The organism is Cellvibrio fontiphilus, from assembly GCF_042646205.1.
Lineage (GTDB): Bacteria > Pseudomonadota > Gammaproteobacteria > Pseudomonadales > Cellvibrionaceae > Cellvibrio > Cellvibrio fontiphilus_A.
The window spans coordinates 117,760-137,357 of sequence record NZ_JBHRTF010000004.1 but is presented as its reverse complement, the minus strand read 5'-3'; the positions used below and the strand labels follow the sequence as shown (position 1 = coordinate 137,357).

Below are 19,598 nucleotides of genomic sequence, written 5' to 3'. Positions count from 1 at the left end.
ATCCCCTACTTGCGTTCAGAGTTTTCAGCAATGATACCGGTGGTCTGCTCATCCAAGATTTGGATAACGCCTTTGGCGCGACCATTTACAAAGGTGTGCATCAATACAACCGGGATAGCAACAACAAGACCTTGAACAGTGGTAACCAACGCAGCAGAAATACCACCCGCCATGTTTTTGGGATCACCAGCGCCGAAGATAGTAATCGCTTGGAAAGTTTCGATCATACCGGTAACAGTACCCAAGAGACCCAACAAAGGAGCAACAGCAGCGATAATTTTCAGTACAGCCAGACCACTTTCGATTGATGGACGCTCCTTGAGAACAGCCTCTTCAAGTTTCAGCTCAAGGGTCTCTGTATCAACATTTTTGTTTTCTTCGGCAACCTTCAAAACACGACCCAATGGGTTGTTCATATTAGGCTTGTCCGACTTGAGTTGTGCTTTTACCTTGCCGGTCATGACAAACAGTACCAACATACGCCACAAACCAAGGAATACGCCTATAAAACCTACCGCAACAATTACATAACCTACAGTACCGCCTTGATCTACACGCTCCAGGAAGGTCGGTGTATCAATCAATGCAGTCAACAGCTGACCACCAGCAGGGCCCGTTGGATCCACACCAAAATCAACTATCCCAGATGTTGACTGTTGCAGTGCAGCAGCACCGGCGAGATGATCAGCAGGCTGACGTGGCAGCTCTTGGATTTTGGAACCATCAAATGTCAGGTACATGCCATTTGATACCAAGTTATAAACACCAACACGCACAACCTCTTGTTGAGCCTGCTCACCACTGGGTTTAATGACTGTAGTGTTAAACTTAACTACGCGACCGGTCTCAACCATTTCACGCTGAACTTCAAACCACAGACGCTCAATTTCTTCAATGTCAGGCAACTGGGTGTTGCTGTTCATTTTCTCGATCAATGTATCAAGGAATTCGCCGCGATTTGGGTATTGAGCACTTACAATAGATGTCTCAAGAGTTGCACGCAGATCACCAGCTGTAGAGGTAAGGTGACCGAACAGTTCTTTCATGGAACCCAAACGCTCATTCAGCTGGGTTTTCTTAGCTGCAACCAAAAGGTCTTGTTCTTGATACTTCTTTTCAAGGGCTGCAGAACGAGCCTCTTCAGCTTGGCGCGTCGCTTTTGCCTGAGCCAACAAATTAGCCTGATTTGCTTTGTCACGGGCAAACTCAGCTTCACGTTGTTTGTGCTCCGCAGACTCGCTAATCTGTGATTTTTTGACCATCTCTAACAATTGATCAAGGGTTTGCGCTTTCTCTTGCGCAACTGCAAAACTGCTGCCCAACAAGCCAGCAACAGCGAGCATCAGACAGCTTTTTACTAACTTCATTTTCATTGTGCTGCCTCCGGTGACTGAACAGTCATAGTCATAATATCTTTAGATGCCTGATTGCGAGCAATGCGAAGCCCTTTAAGAATGGAGGAGTTGTATGAGCTATCAAGTGATACCCACTGACCTTGAGATGCATCCCATGTACCACACTGCTTTGCATCAGTTGTCTGGTACATCAAAGAAATACGGCCAACACGAAGAATATTTACTTCACGATCCTGACCATCAATGGGCAAAGTACCTTTGTATGCTTCAATGGTGCTACCGTAAGCAGATTCGATTTTGTATGCCTCTAAGACCTGACGGAATTTTTCAGACACAGAAATGTCAGCACGGTCTTGGTTGGCGCGAAGCATAGAAATTCGCTCTTTGCGCTCTTCTACTTGGAATGGCTTGTCCAAGTTCACAAACTGCTCGAGACTATCCAGCATGCGGAAGACAAGCGGCTGAATTTGACGCTCAATTACAGTCACTTTCTCGATTGACTGCTCGAGTTCTTGAACAACAACCAGCTGTTTAGCAACTTGCTTTTCCATCTGGGCATTAAATACACGAAGATCATCAATCAACTTATTTTGTTGTTTGAACTCTTGTGTCAGATCGTCAGTTTCCTGAGCCAATCTGTCGATGCGCTTTTGGGAATCTTGCGCCAAAGTAGTTTTGGCCTGCCCCGCTTTAAGCACTGCATCCAGTGTTTGATCTGCCATTGCCACGCTACCCATTAGCGCGCCGGCAGAAAGCATTGTGGTTATTGCCACCGCTTTCAATCGCTGCTTTTTCATAATCCCCCCAACTGGGTGTTCAATCAAGTGAGTTTGCGGCAACAAGCTGCCGCAGACGCGTTATCCACGTTGCCTCTTTAGAGGCGGCTAAGAACGCCGGCATTGTAATAAGCGACATAGCCTACTTCCAATGATTTATCCTTATGCTCTTCACGTGTGTACTTCGGTATCAACCCGGTAACACATTGCCAATAACAGCGCGCATACCGGTAACACAGAAAATAGAAAAAATTTGCCTACCAAAAATTCTTGACGCCAATTTAATCAGGCAGCCTGACGCCGATAAACCAAAAATCTGTGCGAGATCGGAGCCAATTCTTCACCTGCTGTAGACGACTCAAGCACCCAATTCCGCACATCAGGCAATGAAAAAAAAGCGTCACCATCTGGCTCAATAGCGACTTCCGTAAGGTAGACCTTGTCTGCAACAGGAAGCGCTTCACGATACAACTCTGCACCGCCAATCACCATTATCTCATCCAACTCAGGCCCCGCCAGCTTGGCAGCAGAATCAATTGCATCCTGAAGACTATGCACAACCAACAAACCCGCAGGTGCAGACCATGATTTGTTACGCGTCACAACAATATTCACGCGCCCAGGCAAAAGACGACCAATTGATTCATAAGTTTTTCTTCCCATGATCACAGGCTTGCCCATAGTCACTGATTTAAAATATTTCAGATCCTGCGGGAGATGCCAGGGGAGCTCGTTGCCCACGCCAATAACACCATTTTTTGCTGCTGCCACAATGATGGCTAATTTCATGCGGAGCCTTCGCTATTTATTAAAAGTTTTTACTTGCAACAACCTACAACAGCCCAGTTAAACAGCAATAGGCGCGACTATGCGGGGATGCGGATCGTAACCTTCAAATACAAAATCACTTAATTCATAACCGAAAATTGAGTCGGGTCGCCGGACGATCTTTAGTGTAGGTAAGTTTTTGGGTTCGCGTGTTAATTGTTCGTAAACTATGTCGTCAGTTATATGATTATTGTAGAGATGGCAGTCACCGAAGGTATGCACAAAATCTCCAACATCCAAATCACACTGCTGGGCAATCATGTGTGTTAACAATGCATAACTGGCAATATTAAACGGTACCCCCAGGAACAAATCAGCACTACGCTGATACAACTGACACGACAACTTACCTTCAGCAACATAAAACTGAAACAGGGTGTGGCAAGCAGCCAGAGCCATGCGCCCCTGCTCAACGTTTTGCTGGGGACTCAGGGTCTCATCCGGCAAGTCAGCAGGATTCCAGGCGCTGACGATTAAACGGCGCGAATAAGGATTCTTTTTGATCTGCGCTACGACCTGCGAAATTTGATCAATGGTAGTGCCATCAGGGCAATGCCAGCTGCGCCACTGCTTACCATACACAGGCCCCAAGTCGCCCGCCTCAGTTGCCCACTCGTTCCAGATATTGCAACCCCGCTCCTTAAGCCAGGTAACATCTGTGCGACCTTGTAAAAACCATAAAAGTTCAACTATTACACTTTTAAGATGAACAACTTTAGTTGTTACCAAAGGAAACCCTTCACTAAGATCAAAACGCAATTGCCGACCGAAAACTGAACGGGTTCCAGTGCCAGTTCTGTCGCCGCGCGAAATGCCGTTTTCAACTACATCACGCATCAAATCAAGGTACTGCTTCATTGTGCTACCTGTAAAACAGAAGTTATTGGGCGCCAGCGGCTTTGCGGGGTGCAGCGTAGGCAAAAGCCAGCAAGACTATCCCCCCAACAAACATTGGAATGCAAAGCAACTGTCCTCGCGTCATCCAACCAATCAACTCAACACCTTTATCTGGCTCGCGCACAAACTCGGTCGTGAAACGGAAACTGGAGTAAGCAATAAGGAATAACCCCGAAACTGCACCTCGCGGACGAGGCTTCGAAGAAAACCAAAAAATAATAATGAACAGCAACAACCCCTCTAAACATGCCTGATACAACTGACTCGGATGTCGTGCAACACCTTCCGGATCCATCGCTTTTGGAAAGACAATCGCCCAAGGCACATCAGTTACACGCCCCCAAAGCTCTTGACCGATAAAATTACCGAGACGACCAAAACCCAGCCCAAGGGGAACTATGGGCGCAACAAAATCCATGAGTCCGACAAAGGAACGATCTATTCGCTTGGCATATAGGAACATCGCCACAATCACTCCAATCAGACCGCCATGAAATGACATGCCTCCTTCCCAAACCCGGAACAACCACAACGGATCTGTCAGCCAATAATCAAAGTTATAAAACACCACATAACCAAATCGGCCACCGAGAATGACGCCAAACGCACCATAGGTAATAAGGTTTTCTACTTGAGACTTATTGATAAAAGCATTCGGCTGCTTGGCGCGATGCATGGCAATCAGCCAAGCACTGACAAAGGCGCACAGGTACATAATGCCGTACCAATGAACCTTAAATGAGCCGAGGGAAAACGCAACTGGGTCTATATCGGGGTATTGCAGCATAAACACTTAAACCTGAATCATCCGGCGAAGGGCCGGGGATTATGACGCGGATTTATGACAAATTTGTAGGCTTTACGCTCAATTACTGTCGGAGGTAACCGGGCGGATCAAACGATTCAAACCAGAGTCGCGCAGTTCACGGGCGATATGATCACGGATCTGGTCACCATTGGACATTCGCATCACCTCTTCCAACAAGGTTTTTGCGCGCGCAAAAGTTATACCCCGGATCACAGACTTAACCTTGGGCAAGTTGGTCGCGTTCATCGACAAAACATCAAACCCCATTGCCATTAACAAAATGGCAGCGCCGGGGTCGCCGGCCAACTCACCACAGATACTCACACTGATTCCAGCATCGTGGGCCGCATAGACAATGTACTGCAAGGCACGCAGCACGGCAGGATGAAACGCCTGATAGAGGTCTGCTACCTGAGCGTTATTGCGATCTACAGCGAGCAAATACTGAGTGAGATCATTACTGCCTACCGACAGGAAATCCACCCGACGCGACAACTCGGGTGCAAGATAAACAGCTGCAGGGACTTCAATCATCGCACCGATTTGCGGCTTACGGACCCTGAATCCCTCTTCAAGCAACTCTTTGTGAACACGCTGGATCAACGCTTTGGCCGCATCTACTTCCTGAATATTGGTGATCATCGGTAGCAGAATGCGCAAATTATCCAAGCCTTCGCTGGCTTTAATCATGGCACGAATCTGCGCCAGAAAAATTTCGGGATGATCAAGCGTAACCCTGATGCCGCGCCACCCAAGAAATGGATTGTCCTCTTCAATCGGAAAGTAAGGCAGAGCTTTATCGCCACCTATATCAAGTGTGCGCATAGTAACCGAGTGTGGAGCAAAGGCTTCTAACTGCTCCCGATAGATTCCACGCTGCTCTTCCTCACTCGGAAAACGGTCGCGCAACAGGAACGGCACCTCGGTCCGATAAAGCCCGACACCTTCTGCGCCGCGCTCCAATGAGCGCACCACATCTGCCATCAAACCCGTGTTTACATGAAGCGGCAAACGATAGCGATCCTGGGTTTCGCAAGGCAGATTCTTAAGCGCCTCCAACCCTTTTACCAGCGCCTGCTCTTCGAGGTAAATCGCCTTGTAATGTTTGCGTAGTTGAGCACTCGGGTCGGAATAAACCGCCCCCTTGTAACCGTCAACTATCACCGGACGGCCATCCATTTGCGCGTAAGGCAAATCCACAGCGCCCATTACCGTGGGAATATCCATTGCCCGCGCCAAAATCGCCACATGGGAGTTGGATGATCCTAATACCGACACCAACCCTGCCAGCTTCTCCTTGGGAATCTCTCCCAGCATGGATGCGGTCAATTCTTCGCCAATCAGAATAGTTTTGTCGGGATACACCCTCGCTTTTTGATTGGACTCCTGCAAGTAGGCGAGCACGCGCCGCCCCAAGTCGCGAACATCAGTGGCCCGCTCGCGCAGGTAAGGGTCATTCATACTATTGAAAATAGTTTCGTGCTCGATGATAACCTCGCTCCAAGCATAGGGCGCACTGGCACCTTTGCGGATACGATCAGTTACTTCGCGCGCCAGGGACGCGTCATCCAGCATTGCCAGATAAGCATCAAAAAGCGCCTGCTCTTCGCGATTAATGCGGGCGCGCAACTGTTCCCCCAGGGATTTAATGTCATCGCGAACTGCTGTCAAACTGCGCTGGAAAAACGCAATTTCCGCATCGACATCTTTGCAGGCCTGATAGGGCACAGCACGCAGGTCGGCCGTTGGGGTCAAGACTACCGCTTCGCCGATGGCAATCCCGGAAGCTCCAGAGACACCCAAAAACTTGGCTTGAGTGGCTTTTGCACCGGGCGCAACTATGCCGCCGGTAGCCTCCGCATGGGCGATCACACCGGCCAGCTGTGCTGACATAGTGACCAAAAAAGCTTCTTCACCCTCATCGAAACGACGCTGCTCTACCTGCTGCACCACCAAGACACCAAGCACTTTGCGATGGTGGATGATGGGCACACCAAGAAAGCTGCTGTAGCGCTCTTCTCCGGTTTCGGGAAAGTATTGATAGCTGGGATGAGCCTCTGCATGCTCAAGATTGATGGGCTCTTCACGCACCACAACACGACCAACCAGACCTTCACCCGCCGCCAAACGCACCTTACCCACAGCATCCGCATTAAGACCATCAGTCGCCATTAATACGTAATCGCCTTTAATATCACGCAAGTAGACTGAACAGACCTGGGTTTTCATCTCCTCTTTGACCCGCGACACAATAATCGCCAACGCCGATTTCATATCGCGCGCTGCGTTTACTTCCTGAACGATGGATCTGAGAGAGTTCAACATAGGTTGGATAAAGCCCGTTGGATGGAATGGTTTAGCTGGCGCGACTGCGTCGATCCTCATGGAGCGAATGAAATAATGACAGCTCTTTGAGTGCCCGGCGGTAAACATCGCGTTTAAAAGCAACCACTTTGCCCAGGGGATACCAGTAACTCACCCAGCGCCACGCATCAAATTCGGCGCGCCCACCATTATTGAGGCTGACTTTGCTATCTGAACTGCGCATACGCAGTAAAAACCATTTCTGTTTTTGACCTACGCACAGCGGGACTGAATTATGCCTAACCAGCCGATGCGGCAACCGGTAACGCAACCAGCCGCGCGTGCAGGCAAGAATTTCCACATCCTCTCGACGCAGCCCTACCTCTTCGTATAGCTCGCGGTACAAGGCTTGCTCAGGGCTTTCGTTCGGATTAATTCCGCCTTGGGGGAATTGCCAGGCATCATGACCACCGACACGGCGAGCCCATAAGAGCTGCCCCTGATCGTTGGTCAGAATAATGCCCACATTAGGGCGAAATCCGTCGGAATCTATCACGGGGAGAATCATCCATTTAAAAGGGTTTTGCTGCCGGGACATCCGCCAAATGATTAAAACAGTGGCAGTTATGTTCCACGAAATAGCGATTTCCGCACTATATCAGGCTTGCCCAAAGCCGCAACCCTGAATCTTGGAAATGAAATTGCATTGAGCCGCCAAGTCACTATCGCTATCCTAGCGCCCCCTTGATCGCGCACTCCGCCGACCGCAAGCTCCAGCTTATATACAGAGGATTCAACCCGTGGCACTGGCTATTTTTGATTTGGATAACACCCTGATTGCCGGCGATAGCGACTACAGCTGGGGTGTTTTTTTGGTGGAGAAAAAACTGGTGGATGCCGAGGTTTACCGCATCGCCAACGAGGGTTTTTATCAGGATTATAAAAACGGAACCCTGGATATACGCGCCTACCTGGAGTTTTCACTCGCACCGCTGACGCGCTTTAATCAGGACGAACTACAGCAGTTGCACCGCGAATTTATGCAGCAGCATATCGAACCCTTACTGCTCGATAAGGCCAGGGCACTACTGGAAAAACATCGCAACCAAGGTGATCACTTGCTGATCATCACTGCCACCAACGGTTTTATTACCCGTCCGATTGCCAAACGCCTTGGCGTAGACGACATACTCGCTACCGATCCCGAAGTGATAAACGGACGCCATACTGGCAAGTTTGTCGGAACCCCCTGCTTTCAGGGCGGAAAAATAACTCACTTAAAAGAGTGGCTGCAGCACAACCATCACTCGCTTGAGGGCGCTTATTTTTACAGCGATTCCATCAACGATTTACCGCTGTTGGAGCTAGTGGATAACCCCGTGGCGGTCGACCCGGATGAGCGCCTCACCGCCATAGCGAACGAGCGCAACTGGAGCATCATCAGCCTGCGCGCCTGACCCAAACAAAAGGCAAAGACGCAGGCCCGATGAGCTTGAAGCCGAATCAAGCCAAATAGACGCGCGCAAATACCGCTTTCAAATAATCGGTTTCAGGAATGGCCGGGTGGATAGGATGATCCGGCCCCTGCCCACCCTGCCCAATAATTTGCACATGGCGATCCAAATGGCGGCCAGCCGCACGGACTATTTCCAATAACGTATCCTTGCCCAAGTGCATCGAACAGGATGCTGACACCAGCAAACCATCGCGCCCCAGCAGGCGCATGCCCAACTCATTAATGTGGCGATAAGCCGCTTCGCCCGCCTTTTGATCCTTGCGCTTTTTGATAAAGGCTGGAGGGTCGAGCACCACCACATCAAAGCGTTCGTCTGCGGCAATTAACTCTTTCAATACATCAATAGCCTTGCCTTGAATCGCCGCCATTTTATCTGCCACGCCATTAAGCTGGGCATTTTCCAGCACCGCATCGGTCGCCGCTTCGGAAGCATCCACACAGTAAACTTCACTCGCTCCTGCGACAGCGGCCTGCACCCCCCAACCGCCGATGTAGGAGAAGACATCCAACACCCGTTTACCTTGCACATACTGCTTCAGCAGGGCACGATTCATCCGGTGATCGTAGAACCAACCGGTTTTTTGCCCGCCGTGAACTGGCGCCATAAAGCGCGCACCATTCTCGATTAACTCTACCGACTCAGGCACCTCGCCGTAGGCAACCTCGGTATATTCCGTCAGTCCTTCCAAGCTGCGTGCACTGTGCTCATTGGCCAGCAATACCCCGGCGGGTTTTAATACCTGCACCAAGGCCTCCACAATTTCATCTTTCACCAATTCCATACCGGCACTGGCGATTTGCACCACCAGGTAGTCACCAAATCTATCCACCACCAACCCGGGCAACAAATCTGCATCACCGTAAATCAGGCGATAGTAAGGCTCAGCAAAAGCCAGCTCACGTAACGCGAGCGCCTGTTTGATGCGGTGCACCAAGAGGGATTTGTTAAGAGGGTATTTTTCATCACGACTGACCAAGCGGCCACAAATCAAGCCGTTAGGGTTAATCAGCGCAATACCTAGCGGTTTACCGCTGTGGGTGGTCACCAGCGCCTGCTGACCCATTGAGAAGGTCTTGAGCGGCGACTTATCGGTATCAACTTCGTTGCTGTAAATCCACAAATGCCCCAGTTTTAAACGACGATCAGCTTGGGGTTTCAGTACAAGAGCAGGCAAGTTCATGAGAAGACTCGTTTGGCAGAATATAAAGTGGCGCGATTATAAGCCCTGAGACCCCAGCTTACCGAAATAAAACGGAAGGCAAGGCAAAATGCTAATAACCGCACAAATATCTGGATATATGCGCCAGCCAGCACATTTTTTAAACATGCAGGACTTTATCATTACAGGGGAATAGGCTAACGTAAGCTGTGGCAATAAGTCCTAATAAGCTCAAGAGCTTAGCGCAGAATGTTTATGCCATTTATATCATTGATTTCACTACCTGCTTCCGCCTGGATTGCAAATGCAGAGCGGCCGGTAACCTAGGAAGACACCATGCAAACCCTAAAAACAAAGACGATCGTCAGTGCAGCGTTTCTGAGCCTGTTACTTTCCGCCTGCGGCGGCGGCGGCAGTTCACCTCTTGACCCCCCGCGAGCCTCGTCAGGTGCGAGCACCAGCGCGACCCAGCCTAGTTCAGGTGCAGCGAGCAGTGTTGATACCGTATCACCTCAAAAAATAGGTGCTGGCAGCGGTGCCAACTTCCGCGAAGGCGAGATGGATGCAACCAACGGATTAACCAATTTATCCGCCGGCGGATTTACCACATTAAATGTCTATGTTGTAACCAGCACCAACACCCCCGCGGCGGCACCGATTACCGTTTCCTTTATCTCTGACTGCGTGGCGGCAGGAAAAGCAACACTGACCAACAGCGCTAACGCTCCGGCCACCAGCGCCACTACACTCAATGGCCGCGCGACCATCAACTACAAAGCCAATGGCTGTAGCGGCGCCGATACAATTGTTGCCTCGGCCAGCATCAACGGCTCAGTGAAAAATGCACAAATCGTTTTAAATATCGCTCAAGGTGTTGCTGGCAGCATTCAGTTCACTGATGCAGCACCCAAGCAGATTAGCCTCAAGGGAAGTGGCGGAGTGGAAACCTCGCTAGTGCGCTTCCGTGTAGTAGATGAGAACAGCGCACCACTCGACCAGGTTGAGGTCAACTTCAGTATCGCCTCGACACCTGGCGGATTGACGTTTAGCCCTGCAACTGCAATTTCCAACAGCGAAGGCTATGTCAGCACACGCATCACAGCGGGCAATGTCGCAACACCTGTCAGCGTATCTGCCACTATTGTTGGCACCAACATTTCCACTTCATCCAACGAACTGATTATTTCTTCCGGGATTCCGGTACAGCGCTCCATTTCCCTTTCGGCTACCCAGCTAAATCCGAGAGCTTGGGACAGGGACAACACTGAAGTAACACTGACTATGAGCATGGCAGATGACTTCGGTAACCCGGTTGTCGATAACACAGCAGTAAGCTTTTGGACCGAGGGCGGCCGAATCGGCGCCAGCTGTCTAACCCTGGACGGCTCGTGCTCGGTGAAGTGGTTCTCACAAGAGTTTAGACCTGCTGACGGCCGCATTACTATTTTGGCCTTCTCATCCGGCAACGAAAACTTCACCGATGTCGATTCAAATGGACGCTATAACCGCGTAGCAACCTCCGGTGCTTTAGAGCCTGTATCCAATCTGGGGGAAGCATTCCTCGACGCAAATGAAAACAACTCCTATGAAATCGGTGAGCGTTTTGTCGATGTAGCCCTGCCTGCGCACAAAGCACTGGAACGCGACAGCGCCAGCGTCAGCAACGTCTACAACGGCACACTTTGCTACAAAGAGCAGAAAGATGAAGGACTTTGTACGGATGATAAAGTTACTGTTCGCGACAGTATCGTCTTGTCCATGTCCAGTTCGAGCGGTTTCCTGTCACTCTGGAGCGACCCGGCGTGCAGCTCAGCATTTAGCGGCTCTATCGCAGGAGCCAGAGGTACAGTTTATTTGCGCGCTGAAGATGAAAATGGTAATAGCCTTCCCAACGGAACCAAGCTAACACTCAACGGGACGCCTGTTGGGATGACCACCACATTGGACACTGTTGTACCTAATACACCCAATGCTGCATGTATTCCCATCAGTGTCGCAGCAAATCCGGCGGCACCTGTAAACGCAGCCTTCTCAGTTAAAGCTGAAGTTTCAACTGATGAATCCTTTAGCGAAAACTTTGGTATCAACTTCCTCTAGATTCATAGAAATGTAATTTTACCAACCCATAAAAAGCCCCGACCAGTTCGGGGCTTTTTATTTTTAATAATCCTGAGTATCAATAAGTCAACAAACTATTCACTCACCGATACCCAGCGACAATCATCAGCAATAAGCTGATACGAAAGCGTAAGAAGAGATTGATAACAAACAGAGGACGGAGCAACAAATAGCCAATACCAAAAGAAGCACCTTAGCAACATACAAATAAGTCTAATAATGACGGCAGATTTGCAGCAGCAAACGTGAGTTGGTTAATGGTGGGCTAGCGCGGGAGATATTGCCAAGCGTACTGCGAAACACAATTCGTTGGTTAATGGAGAGAAATTGAAAGTAAAAATCCAGCGGGCATGGCACTTACTTGATATACAAGACACCAATCATCTAACAATCATTGGCGGCGCTCAACAAGCGTTTACACGCAGATAAACAAACAACAGCCTGTGAAAACTCGCGCGATAAATATCGCGCGAGTTTCGCTCACATCAACTTATTCTTAAAAATTAGCTTGCACTGATGTCTCAAGGATTCCCAAGGAGCCATTTACGATTTCGTCACCGCGCTCAGTGAGGTTTACCAACCCCTCATCAAGCGAAATATCCAGTGGAGCTTTATCGCCCGTATGGCCTTTCCATGAACTTGCAGTCCAGCCAAAAGGAACCACTCGCCAATCTGAATATTTTGCGGTGGCAAGGGCTGATTCAGAGAAACCACCGCCGGCAAAATCAAACGTAAAGGCGTCGTATTGGGCTTGCGTTGAGAAGTCCACATGCAGGATAGGCTGCGAATCATCAATCTGGATATCACCATAAATTTCAATGTCATCCAATTTGACTGTACCCGCTGATACAGCGCGATATTGCATACCAAACATTTGAGGCTTGAGTGTGCGCGAAAAACCACTAGGGAATTCGGTAACTTTAAACTCCAGCTCATTCCACTCACCAGCGGTCAGCGTAGCTGTCGTCAATGCAGGAGTGAATTCAAAGTGGCTCCAATTGCCATCCTGAAAGAAGAATTTCAGCCAGAAATCATCGCCAGCCCAATCAGCAGGAATAAATAATTTCATTTTCACTGTGATGCCACCACGGAAATCTATTTCTGAAATGGAATTAATATCAGCCTTGTTAATTGCACCAAAATCACCCGCAGGCACAGTGACGGCTAACTCCGCGTTGGATGCATCCAGTACTGGCCGCCCACCATCCCAGTTAGCATTCACAAATCCTTCAGTCCCTTTAGTGAAGCTGGCTTTGTATTGCAAAGCAGTAACGGTTTTGGTCGGGCGCGCATTGGGATCCGAAATGCTGATGGAATCCAGCAGAATAGGCTCAACTTCCGAGCCGGAGAAACCACCAATTTGTAAACCAAACGCTTGTGCTGTGTTGATGTCGCCCGCACTGATTGATTCATTGAAGGCAATCAATGCTTTCACCTCAGTCCATTGACCTGGCACCAGTGCCGATGCATTTAACGATGTTTCAACCCAAGTCCAGCCCGCGCCAAATTGACCAAACAATTTAGCCCACAAGTTTTTCCCCGCATATTCACTTGGCAAGTAGATACGGAAAGTGGCTTCCAGGGTTTTATTGAACGGAATAGTGCTGATACTGGGGCCGTTCCAACCCGCCAACTGGATGGCGTAATCTCCACCTGTCGGTTTCATTGTGAAGGCGCCATTGGCAAGGCCAACATCGACCGCGCCCCAGGCTTTGATCCACTCTTCATTGGCGCTATCAAAACTGGCGACGTAAACTGGCGGCACACCCGGCAGAATACTCAATTCATCGAACTTGACCGGCGCTTTGAGTGAAGCCGCCTTACCGTTGGCCATAATTTGGATGCCGACTTGTTTTACCGCTGTCAAATCAAAACTGGTGGCGCCATTCATCAGCTGCGCCGGGTCAATATCACTAGCGGATTTGGGCAGGTCATAACTTAATTTACTCCACTGATTGCTGCGCAGATCCAGAGCCGAGGTACTACCTGCCCGCAAAGCATTGCCATTGGCATCTTTCAAATAGAGCGCGAAGCTGAGCTTACCCCGCTGCACAAATTGGCCAGAGTTATTTAGCTCAAATTCTGCATAAAGCTTATCGAGGAAAACATTGGTGGAGAGCACCGCACCACCGCGCAAATCCAAGGTATTTTCCAGGGTCATGACATAGGCTGCTTCGTCGCTATTAGTCACCCAAGGGAAATTAAAAGCCAAGGCGACATCACCAGCAGATTTAGCGATCAGGTCTTTATGGTCGATAGGTGTTTCATCAACACCCGCAACTCCCGAACCGGCAAATTCAGTCACGATAAACGGCACTTTTTCGTTGTACAGTTGGGTCGCCGCATGCACGATTTTATCGCTGGAATTCCACTTGGCACCCTCGGCATGCACACCAAACACCAGGTTTTTGGCAGTGTCAGCAGCCATCAGCTCGCGCGAACGACCACTGAGGAAGGCATTAAAATCCTGGCCGCAGCTGGGAGCATCGATCACCAGCGGAAATTTAAAACCGGCGGTACGGAATTTGCGGATAAGCGCTTTGTAGGTATCCAGATATTCCTGATAGCCGAGGCTGTCTGGATTGAATACATCCATAATTCCCCAGCCGTTGGCGATGTTGAGCATCAGGTGCGGTTGGAAGCGATCCTGTACTAATACCGGCATGAACTTTTTCAGCCACAGATCATCCACCGCTTTCAGCAGATAGGTACTGTCTTCAGTACAGGTCAGCTTGTTACCCTCAGCCGTGAGCGTCACCAGTGCCACCATTTTGTTTTCCACAATCCGCGCCATGGCACCTTCAAATTGTGTTTCGGTGGTGGTTTCATCGAGCTGCAAACGAATCACGTTGGAACCCGCAGTTTTAATTGCCGGGATACCATTGATGCGCTCATTGGGATTAGCCGCGTATAGATGGTTAACACCACGTAAAAATATCGGTTGTTTTGCGGCATCGTAAATAAAATGTTGGTCGGTAGTGATGACCACCGCATTCTCTGGTGGACGTGGGCGCGCCGATTCATCCTCAACGCCCGCTTCAGGGCGAATAGTATCCACGTCTTTGTCATTGCCGCCCGCGAGACCACCGCCACCGCAAGCTTGTAGCAACAAGCTGCTCGATAAAAGCGCCAGATAACCTAACTTAAATTTCATATTCAGACTCCAATGTAAATTTTTATTCTTGGCAATGGGTTTATCAGTAAGTGAAGGTTACACCGGCATTGAAGCGACGCTCCTGCACCCAAATGGATTGCAGTTGGTCTTCAAATTGCGCGTAACTTTTCTTGCTCTGCTCGGTCAGGTTGGTACCGCTGAGCGAGAAACTGACATGCTCGTTAAGCCAGTAGTTGACCGACAAATCCAGATAACCCGTTGGCTCGATCCAGTTGCCCAAATTGAGTGGCTGTCCACTGGTATTGAGCCCGGCGCGACCTTCGTACTCCTCGCTTTTCCAGTTGTAGGCCAAGCGCACGTTGATACCGTTTTTGTCGTACCAGAGAATCAGGTTGCTCTGGTGTTTGGAGTTGGATTGCAGCGGCAGTGAGTTATCGTAGAGATCCTCATCGCCAGAATCACTTTCGGAGTAGGTGTAGTTAAACTCGATACCGGTTGAACTGAGGATGGAAGGCAGGAAGGTAAATGGCTGCTTGTAGCCTAATTCCACACCATACAGGTTTGATGCCCCCACATTTCTGGACACCCAGACATTGCCGGTATTGCCCCGGTCAATACCATCGGCGTCCACAAAACTACGACGCTCCTGGAAGCTTTGTACGGCGGTGTTGACATCGATCAGGAAGACACCAAGGCCAACAATAGAGTTCTCGGCAAAGTACCATTCCGCCGAGGTGTTATAGACGTTCGCTTCCCAGGGCTTGATGTCAATATTGCCCTGATCGCTACCGCCACCGGTACAGGTCACGTTTTCACCTTCCAGCTGGCCGGAGCCGTTTACAAACATAACCCGGTTGCCGTTTTCATCGGTTTTGGGGCATTGCGATAACCAGAGACTCAGGCCTGCGCCTACATTTTCCAGATTATTACGCGAGGTGGTTTTAGCCGCACCAAAACGCAGTATCACATCGTCGCTCGGGAAGAAGTTCAGATTGAGTGACGGAAGGTATTGGGTGAAGGAGCGCTTGCTGGTTTCTACGTCATACACAAATGCCAGCTTTTGATAGTCCGCTGCACCTATGGAGTTGTAGATATCCAACACCTCCGGAATATTGTTCCGATCCACGGTGCGGTCAGTGCGCATTACATGCAGGCCAAGGTTACCGCTATAGGGAATACCAAACACACCCTCGGCATCATCCAAATTAAGCTGCACATAGGTCGCGGTTGATGCCTCCTCCACGCGATAGGCGTAGGCAGGATCGTCCACCGTTTTGGTGCCTGGATAGAGACGATTCATAAAATCGAGCGGGTTGTCCCATGCGGCTGGATTTACCGCCGCAACACCATTCTCAAAGCCCTTAAACGGGCCAAAGTCAGTGAAGGGGACAATCAGCGGGTCATTGGCACGGAATCCGTTATCGTAAAGACCTGCATCACGCAAAGCCTGATTCTCAAGGTTGTAGTCAAAGGTACGGAAATCCGGATAGCGCTGCCAGATCAGGTTGCCAGAGTAGAGCTGGTTGCGTTTAGCCAAGGGGATACGCTGATCGTTACTGTAACGACCGGTTGGCGTCACGTAATAGAACTTGGTGTACTCCGCGTCGCGAACACCGTAACGTGCACCCACATCCACCGAAGCCAGAATACCGAGGTCAAGTTGGTAGCTCAGGTCACCGCGCAATACGTTGAGCGTTGCATCTGTGTTGTTACCATCGGCCATGGCCTGGTAATAAGTCAGGTTACTGGCATCAGCTAAATCGGCCGTGTAAGAGAAAGAAGGGAATTCACCACGATAATCGACAGTAACACGGTAGGGTTTGATCACATCCTTACCATTGACACCATCGGCATCTACCCAGTGCCATGCCGGAGTGCCCTGTTGCAGGTTAGCAAAGCGACTTTCTTTTTCAGCCTCGGCATAAATGTAACGCACACTGGCTTTGATATTGTCCTGATTGTCGTAATCCAGCTGGATATTGCTGTTAATGGCCCCGGTGCGGTTGATACGGGTACCAGAGGTAGAACCAAAGCTGGATGACAAAATCTCGGCGACACGCAAGGTGTGCAAGTCGCGGGTTTGGGTTTGGCCCTGATCATCAACATAGGTAAATTGTCCTGCCGGGGACACCACCGACCCCGGAAGAATTACGTTGTACAAGCCATTTTCCTTGTACTGCACGTCAGGCGCAAACGCGGCATACTCCTCACCAAAAGCATTGTCCGGGCCGCGTAAATCACCATTGACTGAATAGGCCCAAGGTGTGTCAGCACCATCAAAGCTAGCTTTTACGTAGCGATCGAACTGTTCCATCTTGGTGTAGAAAACATCGCCGCGCAGAGTGAAATAGTCATTTAGCTCCACTTCAATACTGGTAGAGCCACCTTCGCGCTCACGCTCCATGAAACTGCTTTCCACACCATAATTGGTGGGAACCATATACCAGTCATTGACCAGATCACCGTCGCCATTGATGTCTGAGGGGTCAATCGGGGTGCCGTTGCGCTTATCCAGGAAGGCAAATGCCTGGGTTTGGGACATCTGATAGTTGGCGTTGTAGGTACTGGAAGTATAAGCACCCAAGGTCACCGCCATACGGTCATTGGGTTTGTAACCCACAAATAGGTTGATATTGTCATCGGGCGAACGGCTGCCGGTGGTGCCATCGCTTTTCATCTCTTTATCTGAGCGTTCGCCTTGCGACGCCTCCAAACGCAAGTTGGCAGTTATCCCCTCCTCCAGCGAGAGAGGACGAATGGTTTTCAGATCAACAACACCGGAAATACCGCCGGGGATAGCGTTAGCCCCCTGGGATTTATAAACATCCACGCCACGAATCATGCTCGCCGGCACATCGGAGTAGTTGGCACCCACATCGGTGATATTCCAGGGGCTGAGAAACTGCTCGCCGTTCAAAGTCGTGAGCACCTGCGGCATACCGCGAATGTTGAGCGAGGTTCCCTCATTAGCCTCACGCTTGATTTGCACCCCGGTCACACGCTGCAGCGAATCGGTGATGGTCATATCCGGCAATTTGCCTATGTCTTCCGCCACGATTGAATCCACCACCACGGCAGAACCGCGCTTGATGTCAATCGCTTTGGCTTGGGAAGCGCGCACACCTTTTACTATCACTTCTTCCAGATTCTCATCCGCTGCCGGCGCTTCTTGCGCGAATGTGGCAGTAGACAAGCCGCCCAGTGCGCAGCTAATCGCCAGCACCAGAGCTTTTCTTCTGGGGTTAAAACCGTTGGGATAACTCATGCTCAAATCCTCATCTTGTTATTGGTATATCTAACTCTGTGCCGGCGGGTCACATAAAAAGCGGGGGAATAGCAAACGAAGGAAGATCTCTCGCTCAGGGGTTGTTCGCTTTTATTATTTGAATTGCCCGCCAATACACAGCGGCAATTAGACCTTTAGGTGCCATGATAATGGATTAAAATGTAATCGGTTTCAAGACAAAAATGATAACGGTTACACCTTATTTTGCAGACCGCACAGAAAGGAAAAGAGGGATAACAGAGGATAAAACAAGCAAAAAATGGCAAAGGAATAAAAATTTTGACCAAAAAGATACCAAAATTGCACATTTTTTTAGTTTTAGCGGCGTTTTATATGCAAAAACGATTTTTATCTGGCGCCAAAATGGATACGGTTTCATCACCGTAAAAAGAAGGATAACAACTGCCAACGTCAAAGCGGTCGCGGTTTTAGCCCCATAAAAAAACCGGCAAAGCGTTAACCTTGCCGGTTTTGGGGTGACGGGTATAGAAGCGCTAGTGCCAGGGGCGCTTGCTGCGCAACTGACTTGGTTTCAAGCTACCCGACTTATAAAAACTTAGAGCGCAGCATCTATCGCCTCGGACAACTCGGACGAATCCGGCTTGGTCATGCTGCCAAAATGTTTGATCACCTTGCCGTCCTGCCCGAGCAGGTACTTATTAAAATTCCACTTCGGCTCTTTGCTCTGTGCGGCCAACGCCTTGAACAGCGGGTTGGCCTTGTCGCCGGTCACGGCAGTGGGCGAAAGCATGGTGAAGGTCACACCGTAATTGAGGTAGCAGATTTCTGCCGCCTTCTCTTCGCTGGCATCCTCCTGTTTAAAGTCGTCGCTGGCAAAGCCAACAACGACCAGACCTTTATCCTTGTACTTTTTATGCAGCGCCTCAAGCCCTTTGAACTGGGAGGTAAAACCACAGTGGCTGGCAGTGTTCACCACTAACACGGTTTTATTTTCCATCAGCTCACACAGGTTCACTGTGTCTTTGGAGTGAAGCTTGCGATAGTCGCCTTGCATATAGTCCGGGCAGGCAGCGCTGGCAAGCGGCGCCAATCCCAATGCCGCCAAGAATGTCAGGGAAGATAATAGGGTTTTCACGGTGGTTCCTCTTGTTGAGCCCCGCCCGGTAGCGGGCAAACCAAAAACCGGTAGCGACAGCGCTGAATCCTGCTGTTTTCTGTTTTGGTTTGCCAGTTTGACCTGCGGGTCAGGCTTGTTAGTGTTGTTGCGTAATTAGTTTAGTTAAGTGATTGGTTTAGTTAAGCGATTGTGCTGCTGAATTAATCTTGCTGTGATTACGCAGTCTAAGCCTTTTTGGATGCCCTGCCAGCCACACGCGGCGGGATTAACCAATCCTTACCCTGCACGCGCCGTGGGCTAAAAAAAAGCCAGGCAAAAGCCTGGCAAATACGGGAAACAACCTACAACAAAAACACC

At 49.8% G+C, this 19,598-nt stretch carries 14 protein-coding genes; 3 read left to right on the top strand and 11 right to left on the bottom strand.

Going from position 1 to position 19,598, the window contains the following annotated elements; translation table 11 throughout:
• Positions 1-5 precede the first annotated feature (5 nt).
• The 7 genes from ACFODX_RS09245 to ACFODX_RS09215 all read right to left on the bottom strand — a co-directional run bounded on the left by ACFODX_RS09245 (position 6) and on the right by ACFODX_RS09215 (position 7,524).
• The gene (locus tag ACFODX_RS09245; protein ID WP_378118353.1) at positions 6-1,373 is read right to left on the bottom strand and encodes a MotA/TolQ/ExbB proton channel family protein; all 1,368 of its coding nucleotides are present in this window, start codon (positions 1,371-1,373) and stop codon (positions 6-8) included.
• The gene (locus tag ACFODX_RS09240; protein WP_378118350.1) at positions 1,370-2,152 is read right to left on the bottom strand and encodes a DUF3450 domain-containing protein; all 783 of its coding nucleotides are present in this window, start codon (positions 2,150-2,152) and stop codon (positions 1,370-1,372) included. The genes ACFODX_RS09245 and ACFODX_RS09240 overlap by 4 nt, the downstream gene beginning before the upstream one ends.
• Before the next feature lie 264 nt (positions 2,153-2,416).
• Entirely contained in the window at positions 2,417-2,920 is a 504-nt protein-coding gene (locus ACFODX_RS09235; RefSeq protein WP_378118348.1) for a dihydrofolate reductase, read from the bottom strand.
• Between the two features lie 57 nt (positions 2,921-2,977).
• Positions 2,978-3,817, bottom strand: a complete 840-nt coding sequence (locus ACFODX_RS09230; protein ID WP_378118346.1) for a thymidylate synthase — start codon at positions 3,815-3,817, stop codon at positions 2,978-2,980.
• 22 nt (positions 3,818-3,839) lie between these two features.
• Complete coding sequence (gene lgt, locus ACFODX_RS09225; protein ID WP_378118344.1) at positions 3,840-4,643, bottom strand: prolipoprotein diacylglyceryl transferase; 804 nt, start codon at positions 4,641-4,643, stop codon at positions 3,840-3,842.
• A gap of 78 nt (positions 4,644-4,721) precedes the next feature.
• The gene (gene ptsP, locus ACFODX_RS09220; RefSeq protein WP_378118342.1) at positions 4,722-6,989 is read right to left on the bottom strand and encodes a phosphoenolpyruvate--protein phosphotransferase; all 2,268 of its coding nucleotides are present in this window, start codon (positions 6,987-6,989) and stop codon (positions 4,722-4,724) included.
• 31 nt (positions 6,990-7,020) lie between these two features.
• Positions 7,021-7,524, bottom strand: coding sequence for an RNA pyrophosphohydrolase (locus tag ACFODX_RS09215; RefSeq protein ID WP_378118340.1), 504 nt, complete (start codon positions 7,522-7,524; stop codon positions 7,021-7,023).
• A gap of 244 nt (positions 7,525-7,768) precedes the next feature.
• Here ACFODX_RS09215 and ACFODX_RS09210 point away from each other — a divergent pair, with 244 nt between their 5' ends.
• Positions 7,769-8,425 carry a histidinol-phosphatase gene (locus ACFODX_RS09210; protein ID WP_378118337.1) on the top strand — a complete coding sequence of 219 codons (657 nt, stop codon included), beginning with the start codon at positions 7,769-7,771 and terminating at the stop codon, positions 8,423-8,425.
• A 46-nt stretch (positions 8,426-8,471) separates the two neighbouring features.
• On the opposite strand, the gene ACFODX_RS09205 is transcribed toward ACFODX_RS09210, so the two are convergent.
• Complete coding sequence (locus ACFODX_RS09205) at positions 8,472-9,665, bottom strand: class I SAM-dependent rRNA methyltransferase (RefSeq protein WP_378118335.1); 1,194 nt, start codon at positions 9,663-9,665, stop codon at positions 8,472-8,474.
• Between the two features lie 315 nt (positions 9,666-9,980).
• On the opposite strand from ACFODX_RS09205, the gene ACFODX_RS09200 reads away from it, so the two are divergent.
• On the top strand, positions 9,981-11,741 hold the full coding sequence (locus ACFODX_RS09200; protein WP_378118333.1) for a hypothetical protein: 1,761 nt from the start codon (positions 9,981-9,983) through the stop codon (positions 11,739-11,741).
• A 517-nt stretch (positions 11,742-12,258) separates the two neighbouring features.
• Here ACFODX_RS09200 and ACFODX_RS09195 read toward each other — a convergent pair.
• Together ACFODX_RS09195 and ACFODX_RS09190 are read right to left on the bottom strand one after the other, a co-directional pair.
• Complete coding sequence (locus ACFODX_RS09195; protein WP_378118331.1) at positions 12,259-14,916, bottom strand: hypothetical protein; 2,658 nt, start codon at positions 14,914-14,916, stop codon at positions 12,259-12,261.
• A gap of 43 nt (positions 14,917-14,959) precedes the next feature.
• Complete coding sequence (locus tag ACFODX_RS09190) at positions 14,960-18,142, bottom strand: TonB-dependent receptor (protein WP_378118329.1); 3,183 nt, start codon at positions 18,140-18,142, stop codon at positions 14,960-14,962.
• Positions 18,143-18,345: 203 nt separating this feature from the next.
• Between ACFODX_RS09190 and ACFODX_RS09185 the strand changes: the two genes are divergently transcribed.
• The gene (locus tag ACFODX_RS09185) at positions 18,346-18,603 is read left to right on the top strand and encodes a hypothetical protein (protein WP_378118327.1); all 258 of its coding nucleotides are present in this window, start codon (positions 18,346-18,348) and stop codon (positions 18,601-18,603) included.
• A 116-nt stretch (positions 18,604-18,719) separates the two neighbouring features.
• Here the strand turns inward: ACFODX_RS09185 and ACFODX_RS09180 are convergent, their stop codons facing one another.
• A complete protein-coding gene (locus ACFODX_RS09180) occupies positions 18,720-19,259 on the bottom strand; it encodes a glutathione peroxidase (RefSeq protein WP_378118325.1) in 540 nt (179 codons plus the stop codon).
• Positions 19,260-19,598: the final 339 nt, after the last annotated feature.